This window comes from Lacrimispora sphenoides JCM 1415 (assembly GCF_900105615.1).
GTDB classification, from domain to species: domain Bacteria; phylum Bacillota; class Clostridia; order Lachnospirales; family Lachnospiraceae; genus Lacrimispora; species Lacrimispora sphenoides.
This window is the reverse complement of sequence record NZ_LT630003.1, coordinates 5,280,075-5,300,135: the sequence shown is the minus strand read 5'-3', so window position 1 is coordinate 5,300,135 and position 20,061 is coordinate 5,280,075. Positions and strand designations below refer to the sequence as shown.

Below are 20,061 nucleotides of genomic sequence, written 5' to 3'. Positions count from 1 at the left end.
TCGTTAGACTGGGCCTCTTCCAAAAGTCCGCAGATGAGCAAAGCCACATTCTTTTTGTTCTTTGAAGACAGATTTTTGGCACTGGTATTGGGAACGTACCCAAGTCTTTCCGCCGCCTCCACCACGCGCGCCCTGGTTTTGGCCGATACATCGCTGTATCCGTTTAATGCTCTTGATACCGTACTTACTGATAATCCCGTTTCCTGTGCCACGTCATAAATTGATTTTGCCATTCTACACCTCGTTTATTCCAAAAACGTTTTTGGTCTTTGGTTTTTTTTAACACTTCTTTTTAGAAGTGTTGCACGAAATACCTATTTACGAAAACGTTTTTGATGATTACAAAATAACATTTTCTAAGGCCTGTGTCAATATATTTTATATTGTTTGTTATAAATGCCGAATTATCATCGTTGTTTTTATGCACTTTTCCCTCCAGACGTTTATTTGAGAAGATTGTTCTCATTTCTTCCACACGGATGGGAGCTATTTCTTTCTGTTTCGAGAGATACAAAAGAAAAGTACTATAAGAAATGAAAGGGTTTGTGCAATGGTAATGCGGACAGTCAGCAGTTCATCCACACCGGAAGCCGTAACCACATGCAGCAGATTGGCCGTGGTATTATTCACAAAATGAGCCGCCATTCCTGCCCACAGGGATCCTGTGAGCTTGTAAAGCATGCAGTACTGAATTCCAAGCAGAGTACTGGTGACCACCAGAATCAGGCCAGCCATAAATGCACCTGCCATGGACTGATTACCGTCTATTACATTTCTTAAGGGCTGCATGATATGCCAAACTCCAAAGAGAACGGAAGACAGGATACATGCGGCAGGAAAAGATTGCTTTTCTTCTGCCAGCCGGACAAACAATCCCCGGAAAACTCCCTCTTCCATTATCACATTGATCATGTTTCCTGCTAAACAGATCATGATAAAAAGAATGTGTTTTGCATACCCCGGTTGCCTAAAACGGAATAGCTGGTTACGTAAAACTTAAGTCCTGAAAAATTGCCTGTTAACGATTGAATCAGTATTTCAATACCATAGCCTGCAGTAAAAACAACGGCGCCAAGAAATGCTCCTAATAAAATAGTTCGGAGTACATTTTCAGGAGAAAAACCGACTTCTGTCCATGAATACCGGAAAAGCATGATGGAGACCCCCAACAGTAGAATGCCGAAAAATTCCACTGCCTCTGATTCATTGGATCTTCTTCTGATAAACTCCATGGGATACACAATGATCTGCTATACAGGCAATTTTAGCATAGTGTATGAATATTTTCCAGCATCTTTCGATGGCTTCCATAATTTTAGACGGGGCCGGATTGCCGGGCTCCCGTCTTTTTTCAGACTATATGCAGGGCACCTTTTTCATCAGTGCTCAGATTCATTTTTCCTTCAAACAGGCTTCCGTCTTCCGTAACCCGGTACAGCTCTTCTTTCCAGTTGATCCACTGGCTCTTGCCATTGAACCGTTGTTATTTAAATAATACCATTTGCCATCTGACCCGGTTTTCCATGTATCTTTTACCATAAATCCGGCACCGTCGAACCAGTACCAGTTTTCTCCGTCCTTATACCAATCGTTCGTAACATAATTTCCGGTATTCCCTAAGTAGAATCTCCATCCACCCTCTTCTTCAATCCAACCGGATTTATGCTGCTCTTCTGCAAGTGCTGCTTTAAAGCTATCCCAGGTATGTTGAGTGTGATTGTATACATAAGGGTTGGGACAGATTTTTCCCGTTACATCATAATGGCGGATTACATGATCCGCCGGGACATTGTACTGTTTCATTAGTTCTTTTGTTAATTGGGCGGCAGCCTCTACTGTTGCATCTTCAAAATACCAGTCTCTGCTTGTATCTGTCTGACTTCCATTGTTCCTGACACAAAACTCTATTCCCAGGCTGTTGCTGTTGCGGCATTCCAGATGGGTATATGTTTTTGCGCCGCAATGCCATGCAATATCTTTGTCCTCAACGGATTGCCATATTTCTCCGCTGAAACCGACAAAATAATGAGCACTGGCTCCAATGTATTGGGAGGCGTAATATTTACAGTTTGCTTCTGCTCCTCCGAGAGCTCCTACATAGTGTATTACAATATATTTTATCCGGTCAATCTGACCGTTGCTATAGTTGTATGGTGTCAATAGTTTTTGAACTTCCATATTAGATTCCTTCCCTTAGACCCACAAAGCCCATCTCATCTGCATCAAAGGATTCCCGGAAACGTTCAATCTCCGTGTAATCGGAATTCTTTAGATTTTCCTGTATTCCCAAAAGCTCTATGTTTGGCATAGTTTCTGTTGCTTCGCTTTTAACCATTAAATCACCTTGTCCTTTCTGTTATTATTATATGATTTATTGGGAGGGAATGTACCGGGATTAAAGATGGGCTTTTGATGGCTTTTCATATTTATTGTGATGTTTGTGATTTTTTGTTTAAAATATCTATGGCTTTAACAATAGCCGCTGGAAGAGGAAGGCCCATAAGGCCTGCATTTTCTACTATAGATATGAGCTCGTTTGCCATAAAACCGATGATGACCGTATCTCGTATGTAGGAGGTTCCTAGGGATAAGTCTAGTCGGTGGGCGATTAATACAAATAGTATGGTCATGCATTTTCTGCATAGGCCTTTCCAGCCTGCTTTTGATTCAAGAGTACCTGTTTTTGTCTTCTGGCTGTTGTGGAATATTCCGGCTACAGCTAGGCCGGAGGAAAAATCGATGGTCATGAATAAGATCAGGGTACCGATCGCAGTGTCCCAGCCACCAAAAAGGGTTGTGATGATATTGCCAATGATTCCGATCAAGACACATAGTGTGTGCTTCATTTTTTCTCACCTCATTTTTAATAATTATTTTGTTATTGAATTTTATCGTTGTACTATTTTTAAAACTAGATGTTTTTTATATTGAATTGTATTCGAGATCATCTTTATTAATTAAATTTGATTGTTTCCTTGTATAAAGAGATGTTTAATTTTAGGAATTCTAGAGATCACTTAATAATATGCTGATTTAGGTAGTTCCACTTTGCAGAAAAATACTTTTATAGCCTCAGCAGGTAATGGGGGCGGCTTCATGTTTTCTGAAATCGGAAATGACACTGGAATAGGGTCAGACGGAGATGGAATCCTGTATTTCATGTCTAATGCAAATAAATATTATTTGAGCGATATAGCCGTTACCTATATGTATGATCCGACTAATGGTACAGTTGACTTAAATTCAACAACCCAGACAGGATTTCATCGATTTAGAGGTGCCGTTCCAATATTAAATGGACCACCAGGGATTTCTTCTCTACCAGATTGTACAATATTAGTTTCAGGCGCAACTCACGGATTTCAGGTAATTTTTGCATCTAGTAATGTTTATTGTAGATACTTGGCGTGGGACGGTGTTCCGTCTCAGTGGAAACGGATTTCTACCATTGCAGTTTAAATGATTATTGGAGGTACTGATATTTTAATACAATGGTATATTTCTGGGCTACACTAAAGCGCATTCCAATGTTTTCGCCATGTAAATAGGGCGGAGAGTATGTAAAGATAGTATTAGTCCAACCTTCAACAATCGAAGCGTATACGTTTACTAAAGTTTTTCCTTTAAGTTCCGGTTCTCCAGCCCACCAAGCAATTAGTTGTTCTGTATTGGCAGCGCTAGCCTCAAACACATATTGTCTTTCGAGGTATCCGAGTAATTTAGTACTTTCTGGATATTTATTCCAGCCCTGCCATACACCTTCGCTTTTCTTTGCCTTGTAATAATACTTATAACCCGCTCCAGCCGGAACAGCATCGATGATTTTATTATTATTGTCAACTTTGTTAACTGATAGCCAGAATGCCTCGCCTGTATCTGGCGGTAAATTATTGCAACTAGGATAGGCATAATAAAAACCGCGATCCAATGTAAGTATATCTCCGGAAGATATAACTTTGTATGATAAATCAGCATTTTACTTAGTCACCTCTCACGACTCCATATTGCGCATTCCCAACTTTTGTGCTAAAAAATGGTAAACTTAATAAAGCACCCGTTTCCGACCACTTAAAATCAATCCATATCAGCTATTTATGCAAACTTTCGGTGTGATTCCTTGACATTTTCTTCCTGAACCGTACAGTAAATCATTGTAGTATCTAGTTTTTCATGCCCCAGAAGCTTTGACACTTGCTCCACCGGCATCCCTTTATTTAACAAATCTGTTGCTATAGTTCTACGGAACCGATGCGGATGAACCTTCTTCACACCCGCACGTCGTCCAAGCTCCCGAAGCATATACTGAACTCCGGCAACTGTCAGGCGAGCGTGTGGCTGATCCAATGTAGTAAATAAAGGCTTATTTTCCAATTCTTCTTCGGTTATTTCCTCCTCCTTCATACGCTCTTTAAGGTAACGCTTCAAGTAAAACTTGGCATTATCCGTCAGATAAACCTTTCTTTCCTTACTTCCCTTACCAAATACAATCAACTCCTGCCTCCCCATTTCAATATCACAAACATTCAGTGACGCCAACTCTGATACCCTGACACCTGTACTGTATAAAAACTCCATAATTGCACGATCCCTCAGTTCCGTACAATTAATCCTAAGTGCTTCCATTTCTTCCTGGGAAAACGGTTTTTTAATGGTCTTGGCTAGCTTCAGGATTCCGACACGCTTAACCGGGTTACTGGTCACAAGCTCTTCTGTGGTAAGGAAATCCCAGAAGCTAGATAAATAATGCAGCCTTGTCTGCATGGTGGTCATTTTGATGCCGTGTTGCTCCCTCATGACCCCGTAATAATAACGCAAATCCATGGCTGTAATGTCCTCAATCCTCTTTCCTAAAAAATCCAGCATCTTACAGATTTCCGTTGTATACTGCTTTAAGGTATTATCCTGCCGGTTAACTGCTTTCTTGCTGGCCACAAACATTTTCACTTTCATGGCGTCACCATCAATGCCCGTTTCTGTCACCTCGTAACATTCTTCCTTAACCTCAACGCCATGAAAATTGATATACAATGCATTGTGCAGCTGCTCCATCTGCCCGCCATCTAGGTGTGGCATCATGGCATTGATCACTTTCTCCAGTATCTGTTCTATCATTTGTATAAGCCCTCCTTTGATGTCTATTTTAAAAGGAATGGCCGATTTGGTCTACCACCAGCTCAATAATATGCTGATTTAAATAATACGGGGATTGTAAGGGAGAATCTTTTTAGTGGTACGGCACAATATAACCGGACATATGAAACAACTAAGTCCTTTTACGGGTATCATTTGTTTCAAGTCTTAATCGACTGGAATCCGACGATCTGCCTGAAAAACTGGTTCAGTGAAACACAAAATGCGTTAATAGGATTTGCTGTAAACGTACAACCAAATTACACTGACCTTTATCGCTTCGAGATAGTTTTTTCCAATGCGGTTGTGGCAACCACATTTTATACCAACGTTATAAGCAAAACCAGAATATACCAGAATGGGACCCATGAGTATAGTTATAATACTGCTACTATACAAAATATTGTGGGAATTCGTATTGGAAAATGATCATTTAAGCAATATACCAGACAGAGAATAGTACTCCGCCTGAAAATGCCCTGTTAAGTAATAGCTCTATAGATCTGCGGTCTGTATTCGGTTTTGAGCATAATATTTGGACATCTCTATTAGTATTTACGGTATCATTGATGTTAATTTGCGGAAGTGCTACCACGCAGGGGTAATCCGTTAATGTATCGTTTGGAAACCCTAGGTCGGCAAGCGGTATTCTTATCCAGTCTCTACCGCCAGAATCAACAATAAATTTTACGCCATACCTGATACGACGATAATAACTCATATCAGCATTTAATTGAGTATACATATCATACAACGTCTTCCCATACCTTGCATCCAAAGCATACCCTGCTGCCGTAGTCTGCCCGTTATTGACCAACTTCCCAACAGTAATTATCCCCGTTTTAAAATTATTAAAATCTTGAATAAACTTTTTCACCTTCCCCAGAAACATCTTTGATGTCTCCCCTTCAGAAGGAACCGGAAATTCAGATGTTATAGTTTCAAGCGAACCTATCTTTGTCCCAGAAATATCGCCCCCGGAAGCCGAAACCTTAGCATTCCAATTGCTTTTCTCTGTATCCGTCACAAAACGGTGAGCCGCATCCTGAGTGGCATCCGATGCCAGTCCGGAAAATGCTATATTTTTCATCTCCGAAAACCACTTTTGTATTTTTCCATGGGAGACTGATAATTTTTCTCCTGATACAATGTTATTACGTAAAATTTCCTGGCTGAACTCAGTAACTACATTGGAAGCATTTCCATTACGATCAAGCTTCCGATCACTCATTCCCGTCAGCGTTTCATCTAATATATCCATAGCCTTATTGTATTCTGAAATATCATAAAAATCATCTTCACTAGGCTTCGGAAACTTATAATTTTTTGTTTCATTTCCCATTGATAAGCACCTCATTTCTTATCTGCCTGTGACTCCAGGCTGCTAATTGTTTATGAGTAAATTCACAGAGCAAACTGTGTTGATTATAAAGCAGGTCCAAGTCTATGACCATATTGCAAGGTACAAATTCCTCCAGCATTTCCTTCACTTCATAAAAATTCCGTTTACTCTTTAATGCCACCCTAACAGTAATAACCTTTTTCGGATCAATTTTCAACGTAAAACCATCCTCCCCGCATAATATAGAGAGTTTTTGCCTTAACGTTACCTTTGTATATGGAATCATTCGATTCCATTTTGATAACACCATAAAGCGTCTGTCAGTCAGCGTATCATCAGGCAAAGACTGGATAAGCAGCATTTTTTCGTAACGTTTAATACTTTTACTGTCGGAGCTTGAAATGAACTGATTGTTAAACACAACCTCTGTTTCATCCTCCAACCTCTGTATCTCCGGTTGGATCAGCTCCTGTACGGCTCTCATTTCTTCATATTCCTTAATAAAGTCAGGAATATAGGACAGTAAATCAACTTCTCGAATCAATTTCAATCCCCCCATATATTGGAATCTGGTACTTATTTAATTCCAGATTCTCTGCTGCTCCATTTATACGTGTGCTGCTGATATCATAAATACCCTGGATTCCCAAAATTCTTGATTCCAGTTGTGAGATTCTTACAATACACCCATGATCTCCAAGACCTTCCCATGAAGCTCTTAGTTCTCCCAAATAAGCATCAACCGCACTCTCTATCTGTTCCAGTAAAACCTTATAAGGATAGTTGTTATCAAATTCCAGAGTACTGTTAATCTGTATCTTCACTTCCTTGGCAGTATCCACGGTTACAATATGATCAATCGGTGCAAGACCATCTCCGCCTCCACTTTGCTCAGGATCAATTGTTTCCTGAACAGTTTGTACTAAAAGATCGGAAGCCTTGTTAAAGTTAGAATCCAGTATTGTTAATTTAACAGTAGAACCACCATTCCATGCCCTGGTTATTTTCGTTGCTCCAACTCCCGGAATGCCATTGGTTTTATCCTTGTAGTCCTTTCGGTTTCCGCTAAAAGGTTTCTCATGAAAAGAATCAAAATAAACTTTTCGGAACACCTCCGTCTCCTCATCGTCTTCTCCAGGAATTAGCAGTTCTGTCATTTCCATAGCTGTCAGTCCCGGAATATTCAATAACGGAATCAATCGGCCAAACTGGTGATTCCCATTAGTTCCGGCAGCTTCGCATGTAATCTGATAGATTCCTCCGCCCATGCTGCCCGAAATCACATAATAGTTAAGCCCCAGACGGAAACGGTCACCAATTGAAATCGCGGCTGTATCAGGGGTCGCTACCGCTTTTAAAACAGCTCTGGTTGCTTCTTTTGGCTGCAATCCCCGCTCTCCTGCTCTACGAATTAAATTTTCTCTGGATGCAGTATCTGCAAAGGTTTCGTTTAAAATTGTATCAAATTCTATGTACATGATCTGCATTTCTGCCGCCGCTGCAGTTAGCGCCGTATAAATCAGAGATCCCTCCCTTTTATCCAATCCCTTGGGAACCCGATCCAACATTCGTTTCAAAATAACTTCATACGTCATATTTTCATACATTATATATCCACCTCCTTCTCTACCTCAAATTCACCCAAAATGGTATGAACTGTAAACTTTACATGGAGTATCCTCCCATTGCTTTCAAAGGAAAACGTGTCAACGCTTTGAATCCTGTCATCCTGCTGTAATGCTTCTTTAATTCTCTTTTTGATCTTTGCTTTTACCAGCCCTGCCGACTTTCCGAATAAACCTTTAAGCTCCATGCCGTAATTCCAACTGTATATCAGCCAATCAAACCGCTCTGTATTAAGAATACAGAAAACCGCTTGCCTTACCGCCTCCAGACCATCTGCCATTCCAATCACACGCTTCTTTTCCATATCCAGTCGAAAAGTCTTTGACGGCATATGAACAACCTTAAAATCCTGCTCTAAAATATTACCTGCCACCGGAATCATGGCAACACCTCCTTTCTTTCATGAACCTATTACCACATACCTATCACTACATACTGTTGTCCGCCTCTCTTCTGAAGCAGAAGAATCCTTTGACCTGCTTTTAATCCATTTTTTATGGTTACAGACACCTCTCCCATTCCCGGAATATTCATCACCTCCGCATGATCAGTGAATTGCTTCGGCAAAATAACCTGTAAATTGGACAGGATTGTTTTTTGGTCAATTTGTATTTCCATTGGATTTTCCTTTATTACAGTTCCTGGAATTACATCACATGGATCTCCAGCTTCAATAGCCTGAATTACAATCCGTTTAATATTTTCAATCCACTCTACATCAGCCACTGATTTTCGCCCCTCTCAATGTTAAATCCATGGTATGCACCCCCTCATCAATCTTATGGGCTGCAGACTCGATCACCAGATAGTTTTTTACTCCCATATCCTTTATATCCAGAAATACCGGAATCAGACAACCTGCACGTACCCGGATATCTCCAAAGGCGTCTTTGATGGACAGGATCCGGGAGGGGCGGTTGTATAAAGTCAAATATGTTTCTGCAATCGCCTGGCCGTCTACCCCTTGATCGATGGACTCGTCTTTCTGCAGAATCCCCCACTTGTTGATATTTTCGGTGTGTTTAGTCATATAGATTTCTCTTTGTTTTGTATCATTATTATCGCAATACAGCTTGATCTGATTGTAAGTATTACTGTCAATGCTTACCTTATAGTCATAATCCTGAGCTGTCTTGTCATCAATCATAATGTCAAGCTTCATGTTCTCCATATTTTTTAGGGTGAGCTTTCCTGCATCGTCATAAAAGGTAAACAGATTTTTCGTATGTATCATTGCAAGATCCAAGTTGTTTAAGATAATATCAAACAACGTTTTATCCTTTTCTTTTCTGGATATTCTATCACCCGTATCCTGTAATTCTCCCGTTTCCAAGTGATAATCATTGGCTATCATCTGGATCACTTCTCCGGCAGTTAAATCCGTGTAATTATAGGTATCTTTATTTTTCAGATACCTAAGCTGATCATAAGCGGTAACCTTCACCTCTCCGTTGCTGCTCCAGTTACGCTCAAAAATAAATCCGAAGAAAACAGGTTTTTTATCCACATCCAGACGGAGGGCATTGCCCTCCTCAATCTGGAGGCACCTGTCTGGGATTAGGGTGAAAGAGCACTTTCCAGGCTGCCCTCTTCGCTGTGTTTCCCAGGTAATAGCCCCTTTCACCACCGGCTCATATACGGTCTGACCGTTCTGGATATATAAATGTGCTTCCATTTCCTACCTCCTATGGCATGGTGAGAACCTGCCCTGGATAAATAACATTTGGATTTGTTATCTTGTCCCGGTTTAGATTATGGATTTCCTGCCACCGGTTCCCATTGCCAAGCTGTTTTTTTGCTATGGACCATAGACAGTCTCCCTTTGCGACTGTGTAATTCTTTACCTGCGCCGGCTCTCCATGACGTTCCTCTTCCTGCTGCACAGACTCTATTTCCTGCTTCTCTTCAACAATAGTAAAATTCATAATTTTAGTTCCATAATTTTTATATTCCTTCATTGTGAGGGAAACGATAAGGTCGAGTCCTTCACTTACATCATCTGTAACCTTATAATCTTCCAGAATTACATCCATACTGGTATCAAAAAGACTGTTCCCCCCCATCCCTTGCCGGATAACGGTAAATTCAAAGGGGTTTTGGCCCTCCCTTAACTCCTGGAGCTTTTCCAGAAAATCCTCTGACCCGTTAATGCTTCCATCCCAAATTGCACTGGGATAATCCATCTGGGGAATAATCACATCAATGCTTATTTCCGCAAGACCAAATGGTTTGACCAGATTAATTTCTTCGCCGTTAATCAGGTTCACCGTCTTATTCTGTCCGTTATACTTTACGGGTATTTTTTCCGGTGGCAGCGGAAGAAGCATATCGTCAATGTAAACTTCATATGCCATTATATATTCACTCCTTCCGCAGCTGAAGCAAGAATTTCGCTGGTAGCATCCCCGAGTCTGCGGTACATTTCATCAATATCAGCCACATTCTTTATGGTATTGTTGTTATTTACATCTAACTTCAGTTCCGCAAGAGTGAACCGGTTGATGATTTCCTGTTCTGCAGCATCTCGCATATATTTTAATTCCTCATCCATGATATCCATTGAGTCTGCCATGGCTGCTGTATTCATGGCAGTATCTCCGGTACTCTGGGCAATACTGTCAGTTGTTCCGGGCAAGTCTGATTGTGAGGACCGTCCTCCGAAGAAACCTTTTATCTTATCAAAGCCTCCCTTTGCGTTATCTTCAATACCTTTTCCAGACTCATACCACTTATGATAGTTATCACTATAATTCAATCGCTCCGGAGACCAGTTGAGACCAGCTAACACTTGATCTATATCCAGTTTTTCAGCTTTGACTTCATATGTTCCATTTCCATATTTATCAGCAAGCTCATCGGCAAGATTCGATAAATTATCCCGCCAGCCTTTCACAGTATCTGCCATATGTGTACCAAATATAAAATCCAGGCCCTGTGCTATTTTTTGTATAACACCAAGAACTCTATCGCCTAAATCTGCAAATAAGTGTATCACCGAAGCTACCGGATCATGAAACAGATTTCCGAAAAAGTTTGCAAAAGCTACCCAGCCATTATAATAATATTCAATGACTCCTAAACCAATTTCCAGGATCCCCATTAGTATATTGGCTATAAATGCAGCGGCTACCGCGAAAGCACCGCATATTATCCCGGTTGCACTGTAAGAGGTTCCGGCAAATTTATTAACAGCAGCTACACCTGCATAAAAAAGCGCTATTAATATGATAATTGCCATAATTATAAAATTAATAGGGCAGGTAGCTAATGCTGCATTTAACCCTTCGTGAGCTAATTTTGATGCAAAAGCAGCTGCTGCTGCAGCCCAATTGCAAGTTGTCTCCCACACCAAAGCAGCCGCATTCTTTATTATCTCAATCCACCCTTCCTTCATGGTCGCATTGTAAACAATCAAAGCCGCAATAATTCCCCATAGAACAGGCTCAATCACAGGCCATATTTCTGCAAAAGCTCTCCCCACAACTCCTGCTACAAATCCAATGGCACCAAAAATCCCGCTGATTTCACCAACATTTCCTTTAAGCCCGTTTGTGAAGCTGTTGATCGCTTTGGTTATATTGTCAACTGTACTGCCTATGGGACCGGCAAGTCCCATATTTACCGTCTTTGCCAAAGAGCTCAGTGCGCTGGCTGCATCGTTGTATTTTATGTTATTTAATTCTTCAAGGTGTTCCGTTGACAGTTCTACGGACCCATCCAAGTTAGACAATGCCATGATTCCTTCACTGCCAAGCTCTCTCCAGGCACTGCCAAACAGTTTCATTCCTGCTATATTCCTACTGACGGGATCTTCCATACTGCTTAAAGCGGCGATGGTCTGCTGGAATGCCTGCTTTGCCGTTTCACCACCACTTCCGAATGCCTCGGTCATCCTGCCAGCATTAAGCCCCAAAGCTGAAAAACCTTCCTGAGCGTCCTTTCCTCCGCCAACAGCCCTTAATGAAAATTCCTTTACAGCCTCACCTAAAGTACTGACTGAAACCTCTCCATTCTGCGCTCCATTAATCAGCATGTTAAACATTTCTGCCCCTTCAAAGCCCAAGTTTTTAAACTGAGAAGAGTATTCATTGATCGAATCAAGCAGTTTTCCATTTTTATCAAGTCCAGCCTGGGTTGCCTGTACGATTAAGTCTAATGACTGGGCACCGGTAGCCCCAAACCGCTCCTGCAGCACTCCTGCAGTGCGGATACTGTCTGCCAGGCCGTAACCAAAGGTGTCTTTAAGGAGCAATCCTGCTCTTGTAAGCTGCTCCAGGCTATCACCTGTCTGACCAGTCATCTGATGTACCGAAGATAAACTCTTTGCTGCATCTTCAGGACTGCCGCTTATGTTATCCACATATAGATTTTTAGCACTTTGCTTTGCCATATCCAGATCCTGCCCCTGCATTCCGGTCCTAGACTGTATGAGATTTCCGGCTGCTTTTATATCATTTGCCTGGTTAAATATATCCATAGGACTGGTGTTGATTCCCATCTTACCTAAACCAGATAATGCTTTATCCCAGAGTTTCTTCATATCCTGGAGTTTGCTCTTACCATCATCAATGGTTTTATTTAACTCTTCCTGCTTTTCCTTGGCCTGTACGATTACTTCAGTGACCTGTTCAAATTGAATTCCCATACTCTGAATATCTGTTATGGATGCCGACATCCCTGGCAAGCCTATAAAACCACCTGTCGCCATCTGGAATTTTCGAAAAGACTGGCTTGTAATATTGATTGACTGATTGATCTTCATTAATACGGAGGAGGCTCCATCCTGAAGCTGTATTGAATTTTGTATTGTTGCCAAACGCTTTCCCTCCTTTCTTTTTTTTGGAAGAACACCCTAAAAGATGCTCTTCCATTCTTCTATCTTTTTCTGGCACTCTTCGTCTTTTGTGCCTCTTTCTTGTCATTTTCCAGCTTAAGCTGTACCGCTGCCATAACAAACGCCCGTTCATACCTGTCCAGGCTTAGAAACTCATGAGGCCATTTGTGGAGCTTGTGGAGGCAATAGTAAGCAATATTTGCTTCCATATCACCCCCTTCTATCAGTTTTTTGCCTCTTCAACCTGCTCTTCCAGTGTAATATCAAAACCATTCACTTGCTGAATTCGTTCCAGATAACCTGCGTATTCGCCTGCAGTCAGCATGGCCTTTAAAAGTCCGTCTGCCCCCATAACATGATAGGAATCCTGTAATTCCTTATCATTTAGGTTAGGGTAAACCGTACATTCAGCTGCCAGCTTCCCAAGATAAAGGTTATAATCCGTCTCCTGGGTATACTGTCCCTTTTTTCCTGTTACCTGAACCCTTTTCGTGCTCTCTTTTCTTAGGGATTCATCTTCTTTAGAGGTAATGGCTTTAATCTCCCATTCCACAGGTTTTTTTCCCGGACCTAAAAAACGTTTGGAAGCAACGAACTTTTCATGCTCCGCCTTAACTGCATTCTGGCTTAAAAAACAACTTAAATCTCCCATATCCTTTTATTCCTTTCTTCTTTTACTGCATTCCCGCAAGATTGCTGAATCTTTCAGGCATCTCCCAGCTTTCAAATGTGAATTCAAACTCATCTTCTAAGTATTCTCCTGTTGCATCAAATTTGGTGATAATTCCTCCATTTAAGTTGCAATCCTTTAAAATCACAGTCTGACGGCCTACCCTGGAAGCAGGGTCCTCATTGGTCACCTGGATATCAAAATAGATATCATTTCCGGTCTGCTGGAACTTGTATAAAATATCCCGGAAAATGCTTGTATTGTAATGGAAAGTAGCTGATCCGCTTCCTTTCATTCCCACGGTCTTATTCCCCTTCATGGCTCGTCCCAGAATCGGGATCTCTGATTTTACCTTTTCAATCTTAGCCTCCAGGTTTAAAGCCTGCATAAAATTATAACGTTCGTTTCCGATTGTGATATAGCACTCTGCTTTTGTGGCGCTGATAGCGTCCCATGCGTCCATTGTAATATTATTCATGTTCATTACCCCTTTCTTATGATACAATTACTGTCATGTATAAGATGCTCATGGAATTAATCGGTTTCACCGGGAAATTCACCACAACGGACCGCTTGCCCAGTCCCTTTTCCACAGTAACCTCTTCCGAATTTACAGCTTCAATCGCCCTTAATACCGCCAGCTGTTTTCCATATGTAACAATGTCATTCCAAAGACTTACCCGTCCTGCATCGTCATTTGAAATCTTACCCAGGTAACGTGTATGGAAAAGAGAAGCAACGTCATTTCCAATCTGGTCCAGAACGCGGACTGTCTGGTTGTTAGAGAAATCTTCCCCTTTTTCCTCTGTATAAGTAACCAAAGTATTACTGTCAGTCAGAATCCTGATTTCACTTCCTACACTGTGAAGCATAAGTTTACCTGCCCTTATTGCATCAGCAAGCTGAGCCTGGGTATGGGAAGCCTTAACGGTATACTCCCCGTCATAAACTTTATTTTCAATGGTCTTGTTGACAGGGCATGCGGCTTCTGCGCCAGCAACCCAATAAACAAGGCCTGTAGCTGATTCTTTCGCTTCATTCTCAACGGAGATGACACCCTCGTAATCAGCCTTGGAATACTGGTGTAATACAGTCTGGAACTTCACACCAGCTTCATCCCTCATACGTTTTGTAAATGCTGTAAACAAAGCTTTTACCTTACCGTCAGCAGAAGGACAGCAAAGAATCTGGAAGGAAGCACTCTCCATCTTATCCAGGAATTCTGCATAATCCTCTCCTGTCACATCAGCACCATTGGCACCTCCTGTAAAGGGAAGTCCTGCCGTTTCTGCCAGTTCGGCATCCTTTTTAAATATGACGTAACTGTTATCCATCAGCTCTTTTGCCTCTGCAACTGTCTGGCGATCAACTTCTCTTCCTGCAAACAGGGTCTTCACATCAAATTTTGAATTATTATCAACATTTTTCGCAATAATGGTCATCAGATTATTTCCTCTGTTACCAGAGTATTTTGCCGTGCCATATTCGTTTGCCCCATGTGTCCCTGTATTCAAGCGGTAAAAAATTCCCTTCGTCATATTTCGGAAAAGCTCTCTGACCGGAAGCATAGCCGCATCGTCCATTGCATAGCCAAAAATTTCTTTACACCTTTTCTGGAAATCCTCTGATGTAACCTCAAATATCTCTTTCTCCGGTCCCCATTCAAGAACCATAGGGATTGCTGCCACCCCCCTGTTTCCCATGGATGCGCCTGCCGAAGCAGTACTTACAAAATTGATATATGCACCAGGAAATACTTTGTTTTGAATTGTAAAATTTCCTCCACCTAACATACTTTCACCTTTCCTTTCATAAATTGATTTATGATTTCTTCTGCTTCTGTTACAGAATATACTTTCCTATCATCAAACAAAGCACTTATTAAGTCCCTCTGATTACGATACTTTTCTGAACTGATCAGCTGATCCTTTGTATAACGTATTACGCTGGTCCCGTCCGTTTCTTTTACGTTCTTTTTTGCCACGATAACACCTCTTTCATTTTAATTTAATATCTTCCATGAATTCTTCCGACTCCCCGTTTTTTAAAATGTAGACCTGATAATCCACCAGGAAGTTTAGGGCCTCCCCTTCGCTTTTACCCTTTCTGCTGCTGCCTCTTATCAAAGAGCCGTTTTCCAGAGTAATGTATTCCAGTTTATCCATAAGAACATCCAGAACAAGATTCCTGTCCCTTGAGGGCTGTACTGAATTCTGGCAGTTATACGTTACATACATGCTTATGCTGCGGAAATAACGCTGCCCGTTCACTGGCTTTTCAAACGTCTCTAAAAGTCCGACTTCAAAATAAGGTTCAGAAATCCCTTCCCCAAAAGGGCTTGTATCGATCCTGGCTTCCGGAAAAAACTCTTCCAACCGTTTGATAACTCCATCCATGATTTCGTTATACATATAATCCCCCCTTTCCTATGCCTCCAGCCTTTCCTTCCGGCACCTGCCTTTCCCTAAACCGGATTCGTTCCTTTTTTGTCGGACTTCTTACCTTCCCTTGTTCTTTCACTTTCATAGGATTCTCCTTTTCTCAGTCCATTGTAGTCATTTAGTCTACATGATTGGTAAAAAAAATACTCTTTTTCCGCAATTATGCAATCCTCAATAACCTGTACAGCTTTTTAATCGTTTGAAAGATTCAGTTTTGCTGCAACTGCCCCTTTTCCAGTTCGGGCTATTTAATTTCATCAATAAGCTGAACTGTATCTTTCATACTTTCTTTCTTTTCTTTTGTAGTCATATTGTCTACATTTGTTATCATACTCCCATGTCCTATATTTGTCAACAACATTTTGCAATTTTGTTGAATATCTTTCTACACCGTGATATAATACCGTTATGGAGGTGATCCTGTGGAAATAGGACAGATTATTAAAAGGAGACGGGAAGAGCTTGGGATCTCGCAGGAAGAATTGGCGTTAAAGGCCGGCTATAAATCCCGTTCTTCCATTAATAAAATCGAGGTAGACGGAAGAGGGCTTCCCCAGTCAAAGATCATAGCAATTGCCAATGCTTTGAGGACAACCCCAGCCTATCTCATGGGTTGGGAAAGCGATACTGCTTCCGCTTTTGACTATATCAGCGGACGTTTCGGGGAATATGCCGGAGAAATGATTGAGAATTTTCACCGTTTAAATGAGAAAGGGCAGAAAGAAGCCCTAAAACGTGTCAGAGAAATGGTTCATATCCCCGAATACGTAAAAAGCCAAAGCCCGGTTAATATTTTTAATACTGACAGCAGAACCTACCTGGAACCGGTTGCAGCCCATGAACGGACCGACATTGAGGTGACAGAAGAAATGAAGAAGCACGATGATGCCTTTTTTGATGAATAAAAGACAACTCATTGAGGTGATTTATTTGAACTATGAATCTTTATTAGAAGAAGCGGATTCCCATGGAATCATCATAAAGGAACGGCCGCTGATAGCCAATGACGGCAGGATTAAAGGCACCCAGATATTGATCCGCCAGGATATGACAGATTGTCAGAAGGCTTGCGTTCTGGCGGAAGAGCTGGGACATTACCATACCACCACCGGCGATATTCTGGACCAGTCCGATGTGTCCAACCAGAAGCAGGAGCGTACTGCAAGGCTTTGGGCTTACAATAAAATGATAACCCTTGATAAGCTGGTGGCGGCAAAAGAAGCCGGATGCCGGAATGGGTACGAAATTGCGGAACATCTGGATGTAACGGAAGAGTTTTTGCTTGATGCCATTCACTGCTATCAGACAATATACGGAAAAGGACTGCAAAAAGATAATTATCTGATACTATTTGAACCTTTTAACATCTATAAAATAGTGTAAGATATTTTCTGTCTTGCCGCCCCTCTGGCACATATACTATCCAGAGGTGATATATTTATGCAACCCTGTGAACTTGTAATTCTTATATCTACCATGGCCTGCCGTATCGCCGAGGGACGGTCTGCTGATGAAATCGCTTTGATAAGTTCCATATTTTCACAGCTTGGTGATACACTGAGTACCATTTCAGCCTATCAGGATCTCTGTTGTAATAACGATGAAGAAAAAAACACCAGCTGATGAAATTTGCTGAGATAAAAGGGGGATTCCGTAATACCCGGTCCATAAAGAAAGGAGTGCTATTTCCATAGACGAACAATCATCTATGGAAGCAGCACTCTATCTTATGCCATAAACAGAAAAGCAGGTTCTTAAGAACCTGCTCACTTAGGTAAATCTACTTCTTATGGCCGGAAGAGACATCATCCGGGAAAGGGTCCGCATTGACTGGGACCGGCTCTGCATAAGCTTCCCGAACCTTTTTCTCCCTGGCTGCAATGACATCCCCGGCAATAATCTTTAATATATGAACCACGGGTACTGCCAGAACCATCCCCCATATCCCTGCAATTGCACCACCCACAGTGATTCCTATAACAATCAAAGCCGGGCTTAAGGAAAATGAGGTTCCCATAAGCTTTGGCTGTATCACATTTCCATCAATCTGCTGAGTAACAAGTAAAACCAGACCGGCAATCGCCCCTGTATTGATTCCGCTCGTACACGCAATAATAATCACAACGCCTATGGAGCCAAAAATTGAGCCAAAGTAAGGGATAATATTGCAGATCCCCAGCATGACCCCAAGCGCCAGCGAATACCTGGAACCAAGTATGGTAAATTCAATGGTGGTAATCGTACATAAAATCAGGGAATCTAAAAGCTGGCAGACAATAAACTTTTTAAAACTGTCATTGATAATGGTTCCGTACCTTAAAGCTGCATTTCTGGTTTTTTCTTGAAGAAACAAATCCATGAGCCGCTTCATCTGAAATTTAACATTATGAGTTTCCAGAAGGAAATACACGGAAGATACAATTGTAATAAATCCGCTAAAAATATGGGAAGTAACTCCCAAGACAGCATTTAGTGAGCCCATTACTTCTTTCAGGCCAATTCCTTCCAACACATTTTTCCAGGCAGTCTGGGGCGGCAAAATCTCTCCCAGCTTATCCGATAAGCCAAACTTTTCTAACGGCAGTTGTTCAATAGCCGTTATGGCGTTACTATAATAAGTATTGAAATTTGTTATAAAATCCAAAATGCTTCTCTGAAGCAGGGGAATTCCCTTGTTAATAACCAGAACAACAACAGAGATAAATAAAGCATAAATAATAAAAACACTGATCCCCCTGGACCTCTTTTGAAACGGACTGGATTTAAGCCTGTTTAAGCGTCGTTCAAGCGCAGAACATGGGATATTCAGCAGATATGCTATGACAAATCCATAAAAGAAGGGAATAAGTACTTTTGTAGATGATTTAAGCCAAACCATCACATCTGAAACATTCATAACAATTTTATAAAATATAATAACCAGCATAGCAAGCAGCAGCCTTGATAAAAATACCCTTATCTGCTTTTTTTTCAACAATTCTTCCATCCTGACCTCCTTTCCAAATAAAATAACCAAGTTTTACCGGTTTAATCGTTAAACCCTAATATTTTTGTGTCAGCAGCAATTCCACCGCCATTCGGTCATTTAACCTCCCGGTCTTAACTGCTTCTTCTGTTTCCACACACAAGTTTACATAAGACAAAATCTGATCTTTGGAAAAAGTCCTTGCCTGTGGCATGATCTTTCCTGCTGCAAAAGGAGGGATCTTAAGCTTTGAAGCAATGCCGCCCTTATCCATTCCCTTCCCCATCAGCTCCTTTGCCTGCAGAATCTGATTAAACTGTCTGGCAATCAGAAACAGGATCCTCATGGGTGGTTCCTTTAAGGTGAGCAGGTCCTCATAAAGGTCCATGGCCTTTTTTGTTTCCCTGTTCACAATCGCCGCCACCATTTCAAAAATTTTATTGGTTGTCCGGACTGTGCAGATGATTTCCACATCCTCATCCGTTATAACCTCTCTTCCCAGAGTATAGCTTATGAGCTTCTCCAGTTCCATACGGATATTTTCCATATCATCTCCGGCCATGTGAAGAAACAATTCCATGGTACGTCCCGTGATCTTCTTTCCTTCCCTGGAAAGCAGAGTCCCCGCCCATCTGGCAAGCTGGGCCGTATCCTGACGTTCCATTTCAGCCGCATATCCCAGTTCCTTTACTTTTTTAAACAGTTTGCTTCGCTTATCTATCTCTGATTCCACAAAGATCAGGCAGGTGGTATCCGGCATCTGGGACAGATAAGATACGATTTCATCGGAAGCCGATTTAAAAAACCCGCTGTTCTCTACCAGGATCAGACGTTTTTCTGCGAAAAAAGGCATGGTATCTGCAAGGCTGATGACTTCCCGCACATCAATCCCTTTTCCCTCAAACTGATTAAAGTTCATGGTATCGCCTGCCGTAATGGCTGCCTTCATTTGATTTTTATAGCTGTTCCTCAAAAAGGCTTCTTCTCCATATAGAAGATAGACCGGCTTGAAGCTGTGATTTTTTATATCCTGAGTCAGCGTCTGCATGGTTT

Annotated in this window: 29 protein-coding genes; 4 read left to right on the top strand and 25 right to left on the bottom strand. The window is 41.5% G+C overall.

Features of this window, described 5'->3' with window-relative positions; all coding sequences use genetic code 11:
• The 6 genes from BMX69_RS24285 to BMX69_RS23980 form a co-directional block, all read right to left on the bottom strand.
• Positions 1 to 233, bottom strand: a 233-nt coding sequence (locus tag BMX69_RS24285) for a LacI family DNA-binding transcriptional regulator (RefSeq protein WP_157724453.1), incomplete at its 3' end; no start/stop codon positions are given.
• Positions 234 to 486: 253 nt separating this feature from the next.
• The gene (locus BMX69_RS23995; RefSeq protein ID WP_157724450.1) at positions 487 to 912 is read right to left on the bottom strand and encodes a CPBP family intramembrane glutamic endopeptidase; all 426 of its coding nucleotides are present in this window, start codon (positions 910 to 912) and stop codon (positions 487 to 489) included.
• A gap of 17 nt (positions 913 to 929) precedes the next feature.
• Complete coding sequence (locus tag BMX69_RS23990; RefSeq protein ID WP_157724449.1) at positions 930 to 1,232, bottom strand: hypothetical protein; 303 nt, start codon at positions 1,230 to 1,232, stop codon at positions 930 to 932.
• Positions 1,233 to 1,392: 160 nt separating this feature from the next.
• Entirely contained in the window at positions 1,393 to 2,178 is a 786-nt protein-coding gene (locus tag BMX69_RS23985) for a peptidoglycan recognition protein family protein (RefSeq protein WP_100043723.1), read from the bottom strand.
• Between the two features lies 1 nt (position 2,179).
• Positions 2,180 to 2,335, bottom strand: a complete 156-nt coding sequence (locus BMX69_RS24280) for a hypothetical protein (RefSeq protein WP_157724375.1) — start codon at positions 2,333 to 2,335, stop codon at positions 2,180 to 2,182.
• Between the two features lie 91 nt (positions 2,336 to 2,426).
• Positions 2,427 to 2,846, bottom strand: coding sequence for a phage holin family protein (locus BMX69_RS23980; RefSeq protein WP_100041192.1), 420 nt, complete (start codon positions 2,844 to 2,846; stop codon positions 2,427 to 2,429).
• Between the two features lie 202 nt (positions 2,847 to 3,048).
• On the opposite strand from BMX69_RS23980, the gene BMX69_RS23975 reads away from it, so the two are divergent.
• Positions 3,049 to 3,459 carry a hypothetical protein gene (locus tag BMX69_RS23975; RefSeq protein WP_157724448.1) on the top strand — a complete coding sequence of 137 codons (411 nt, stop codon included), beginning with the start codon at positions 3,049 to 3,051 and terminating at the stop codon, positions 3,457 to 3,459.
• Between the two features lie 4 nt (positions 3,460 to 3,463).
• Here BMX69_RS23975 and BMX69_RS23970 read toward each other — a convergent pair whose 3' ends face one another.
• From BMX69_RS23970 to BMX69_RS24990, 17 genes are all read right to left on the bottom strand, one after another.
• On the bottom strand, positions 3,464 to 3,928 hold the full coding sequence (locus BMX69_RS23970; RefSeq protein ID WP_100043722.1) for a hypothetical protein: 465 nt from the start codon (positions 3,926 to 3,928) through the stop codon (positions 3,464 to 3,466).
• Positions 3,929 to 4,092: 164 nt separating this feature from the next.
• Complete coding sequence (locus BMX69_RS23965; protein ID WP_100041191.1) at positions 4,093 to 5,112, bottom strand: tyrosine-type recombinase/integrase; 1,020 nt, start codon at positions 5,110 to 5,112, stop codon at positions 4,093 to 4,095.
• 451 nt (positions 5,113 to 5,563) lie between these two features.
• Complete coding sequence (locus BMX69_RS23960; RefSeq protein ID WP_100043721.1) at positions 5,564 to 6,472, bottom strand: hypothetical protein; 909 nt, start codon at positions 6,470 to 6,472, stop codon at positions 5,564 to 5,566.
• On the bottom strand, positions 6,462 to 7,016 hold the full coding sequence (locus tag BMX69_RS23955; RefSeq protein WP_157724374.1) for a putative phage tail protein: 555 nt from the start codon (positions 7,014 to 7,016) through the stop codon (positions 6,462 to 6,464). The genes BMX69_RS23960 and BMX69_RS23955 overlap by 11 nt, the downstream gene beginning before the upstream one ends.
• Positions 7,000 to 8,079 (bottom strand): baseplate J/gp47 family protein, encoded by a 1,080-nt coding sequence (locus tag BMX69_RS23950; RefSeq protein ID WP_054791513.1) that lies wholly within the window; start codon positions 8,077 to 8,079, stop codon positions 7,000 to 7,002. The genes BMX69_RS23955 and BMX69_RS23950 overlap by 17 nt, the downstream gene beginning before the upstream one ends.
• Positions 8,079 to 8,480 carry a DUF2634 domain-containing protein gene (locus BMX69_RS23945; protein WP_054791514.1) on the bottom strand — a complete coding sequence of 134 codons (402 nt, stop codon included), beginning with the start codon at positions 8,478 to 8,480 and terminating at the stop codon, positions 8,079 to 8,081. Before BMX69_RS23945 ends, BMX69_RS23950 begins: the two co-directional genes overlap by 1 nt.
• A 29-nt stretch (positions 8,481 to 8,509) precedes the next feature.
• Positions 8,510 to 8,824 carry a DUF2577 domain-containing protein gene (locus BMX69_RS23940; RefSeq protein WP_100041188.1) on the bottom strand — a complete coding sequence of 105 codons (315 nt, stop codon included), beginning with the start codon at positions 8,822 to 8,824 and terminating at the stop codon, positions 8,510 to 8,512.
• Entirely contained in the window at positions 8,817 to 9,773 is a 957-nt protein-coding gene (locus BMX69_RS23935) for an XkdQ/YqbQ family protein (protein WP_100041187.1), read from the bottom strand. Before BMX69_RS23935 ends, BMX69_RS23940 begins: the two co-directional genes overlap by 8 nt.
• Positions 9,774 to 9,783: 10 nt before the next feature.
• The gene (locus tag BMX69_RS23930) at positions 9,784 to 10,452 is read right to left on the bottom strand and encodes a LysM peptidoglycan-binding domain-containing protein (RefSeq protein WP_100041186.1); all 669 of its coding nucleotides are present in this window, start codon (positions 10,450 to 10,452) and stop codon (positions 9,784 to 9,786) included.
• Positions 10,452 to 12,914: a phage tail tape measure protein gene (locus tag BMX69_RS23925; protein WP_054791515.1), complete on the bottom strand. Its 2,463-nt coding sequence runs from the start codon at positions 12,912 to 12,914 to the stop codon at positions 10,452 to 10,454. Before BMX69_RS23925 ends, BMX69_RS23930 begins: the two co-directional genes overlap by 1 nt.
• A 59-nt stretch (positions 12,915 to 12,973) precedes the next feature.
• Positions 12,974 to 13,141 carry a hypothetical protein gene (locus BMX69_RS24560; protein ID WP_166433157.1) on the bottom strand — a complete coding sequence of 56 codons (168 nt, stop codon included), beginning with the start codon at positions 13,139 to 13,141 and terminating at the stop codon, positions 12,974 to 12,976.
• Between the two features lie 14 nt (positions 13,142 to 13,155).
• Positions 13,156 to 13,584, bottom strand: a complete 429-nt coding sequence (locus tag BMX69_RS23920; protein WP_100043720.1) for a phage tail assembly chaperone — start codon at positions 13,582 to 13,584, stop codon at positions 13,156 to 13,158.
• 22 nt (positions 13,585 to 13,606) lie between these two features.
• Positions 13,607 to 14,080 carry a phage tail tube protein gene (locus BMX69_RS23915; RefSeq protein ID WP_054791516.1) on the bottom strand — a complete coding sequence of 158 codons (474 nt, stop codon included), beginning with the start codon at positions 14,078 to 14,080 and terminating at the stop codon, positions 13,607 to 13,609.
• 16 nt (positions 14,081 to 14,096) lie between these two features.
• Complete coding sequence (locus BMX69_RS23910) at positions 14,097 to 15,395, bottom strand: phage tail sheath family protein (RefSeq protein ID WP_100043719.1); 1,299 nt, start codon at positions 15,393 to 15,395, stop codon at positions 14,097 to 14,099.
• The gene (locus BMX69_RS23905; protein ID WP_242941328.1) at positions 15,389 to 15,586 is read right to left on the bottom strand and encodes a hypothetical protein; all 198 of its coding nucleotides are present in this window, start codon (positions 15,584 to 15,586) and stop codon (positions 15,389 to 15,391) included. The genes BMX69_RS23910 and BMX69_RS23905 overlap by 7 nt, the downstream gene beginning before the upstream one ends.
• Before the next feature lie 13 nt (positions 15,587 to 15,599).
• On the bottom strand, positions 15,600 to 16,013 hold the full coding sequence (locus tag BMX69_RS23900) for a phage tail terminator family protein (protein ID WP_092240300.1): 414 nt from the start codon (positions 16,011 to 16,013) through the stop codon (positions 15,600 to 15,602).
• Positions 16,006 to 16,128 (bottom strand): hypothetical protein, encoded by a 123-nt coding sequence (locus tag BMX69_RS24990; protein WP_278280702.1) that lies wholly within the window; start codon positions 16,126 to 16,128, stop codon positions 16,006 to 16,008. Before BMX69_RS24990 ends, BMX69_RS23900 begins: the two co-directional genes overlap by 8 nt.
• 337 nt (positions 16,129 to 16,465) lie before the next feature.
• On the opposite strand from BMX69_RS24990, the gene BMX69_RS23895 reads away from it, so the two are divergent.
• From BMX69_RS23895 to BMX69_RS23885, 3 genes are read left to right on the top strand one after another with little or no spacing between them, the layout of a single operon-like run.
• Positions 16,466 to 16,948 carry a helix-turn-helix domain-containing protein gene (locus BMX69_RS23895; RefSeq protein WP_100041183.1) on the top strand — a complete coding sequence of 161 codons (483 nt, stop codon included), beginning with the start codon at positions 16,466 to 16,468 and terminating at the stop codon, positions 16,946 to 16,948.
• The gene (locus BMX69_RS23890; RefSeq protein ID WP_330387553.1) at positions 16,941 to 17,426 is read left to right on the top strand and encodes an ImmA/IrrE family metallo-endopeptidase; all 486 of its coding nucleotides are present in this window, start codon (positions 16,941 to 16,943) and stop codon (positions 17,424 to 17,426) included. The genes BMX69_RS23895 and BMX69_RS23890 overlap by 8 nt, the downstream gene beginning before the upstream one ends.
• A 57-nt stretch (positions 17,427 to 17,483) precedes the next feature.
• Positions 17,484 to 17,666, top strand: coding sequence for a DUF6774 domain-containing protein (locus tag BMX69_RS23885; RefSeq protein WP_054791520.1), 183 nt, complete (start codon positions 17,484 to 17,486; stop codon positions 17,664 to 17,666).
• 157 nt (positions 17,667 to 17,823) lie between these two features.
• On the opposite strand, the gene BMX69_RS23880 is transcribed toward BMX69_RS23885, so the two are convergent.
• Both BMX69_RS23880 and holA read right to left on the bottom strand, forming a co-directional pair.
• Complete coding sequence (locus tag BMX69_RS23880; protein WP_100041182.1) at positions 17,824 to 19,029, bottom strand: AI-2E family transporter; 1,206 nt, start codon at positions 19,027 to 19,029, stop codon at positions 17,824 to 17,826.
• 55 nt (positions 19,030 to 19,084) lie between these two features.
• A complete protein-coding gene (gene holA, locus BMX69_RS23875; RefSeq protein ID WP_100043718.1) occupies positions 19,085 to 20,056 on the bottom strand; it encodes a DNA polymerase III subunit delta in 972 nt (323 codons plus the stop codon).
• Between the last annotated feature and the right edge of the window lie 5 nt (positions 20,057 to 20,061).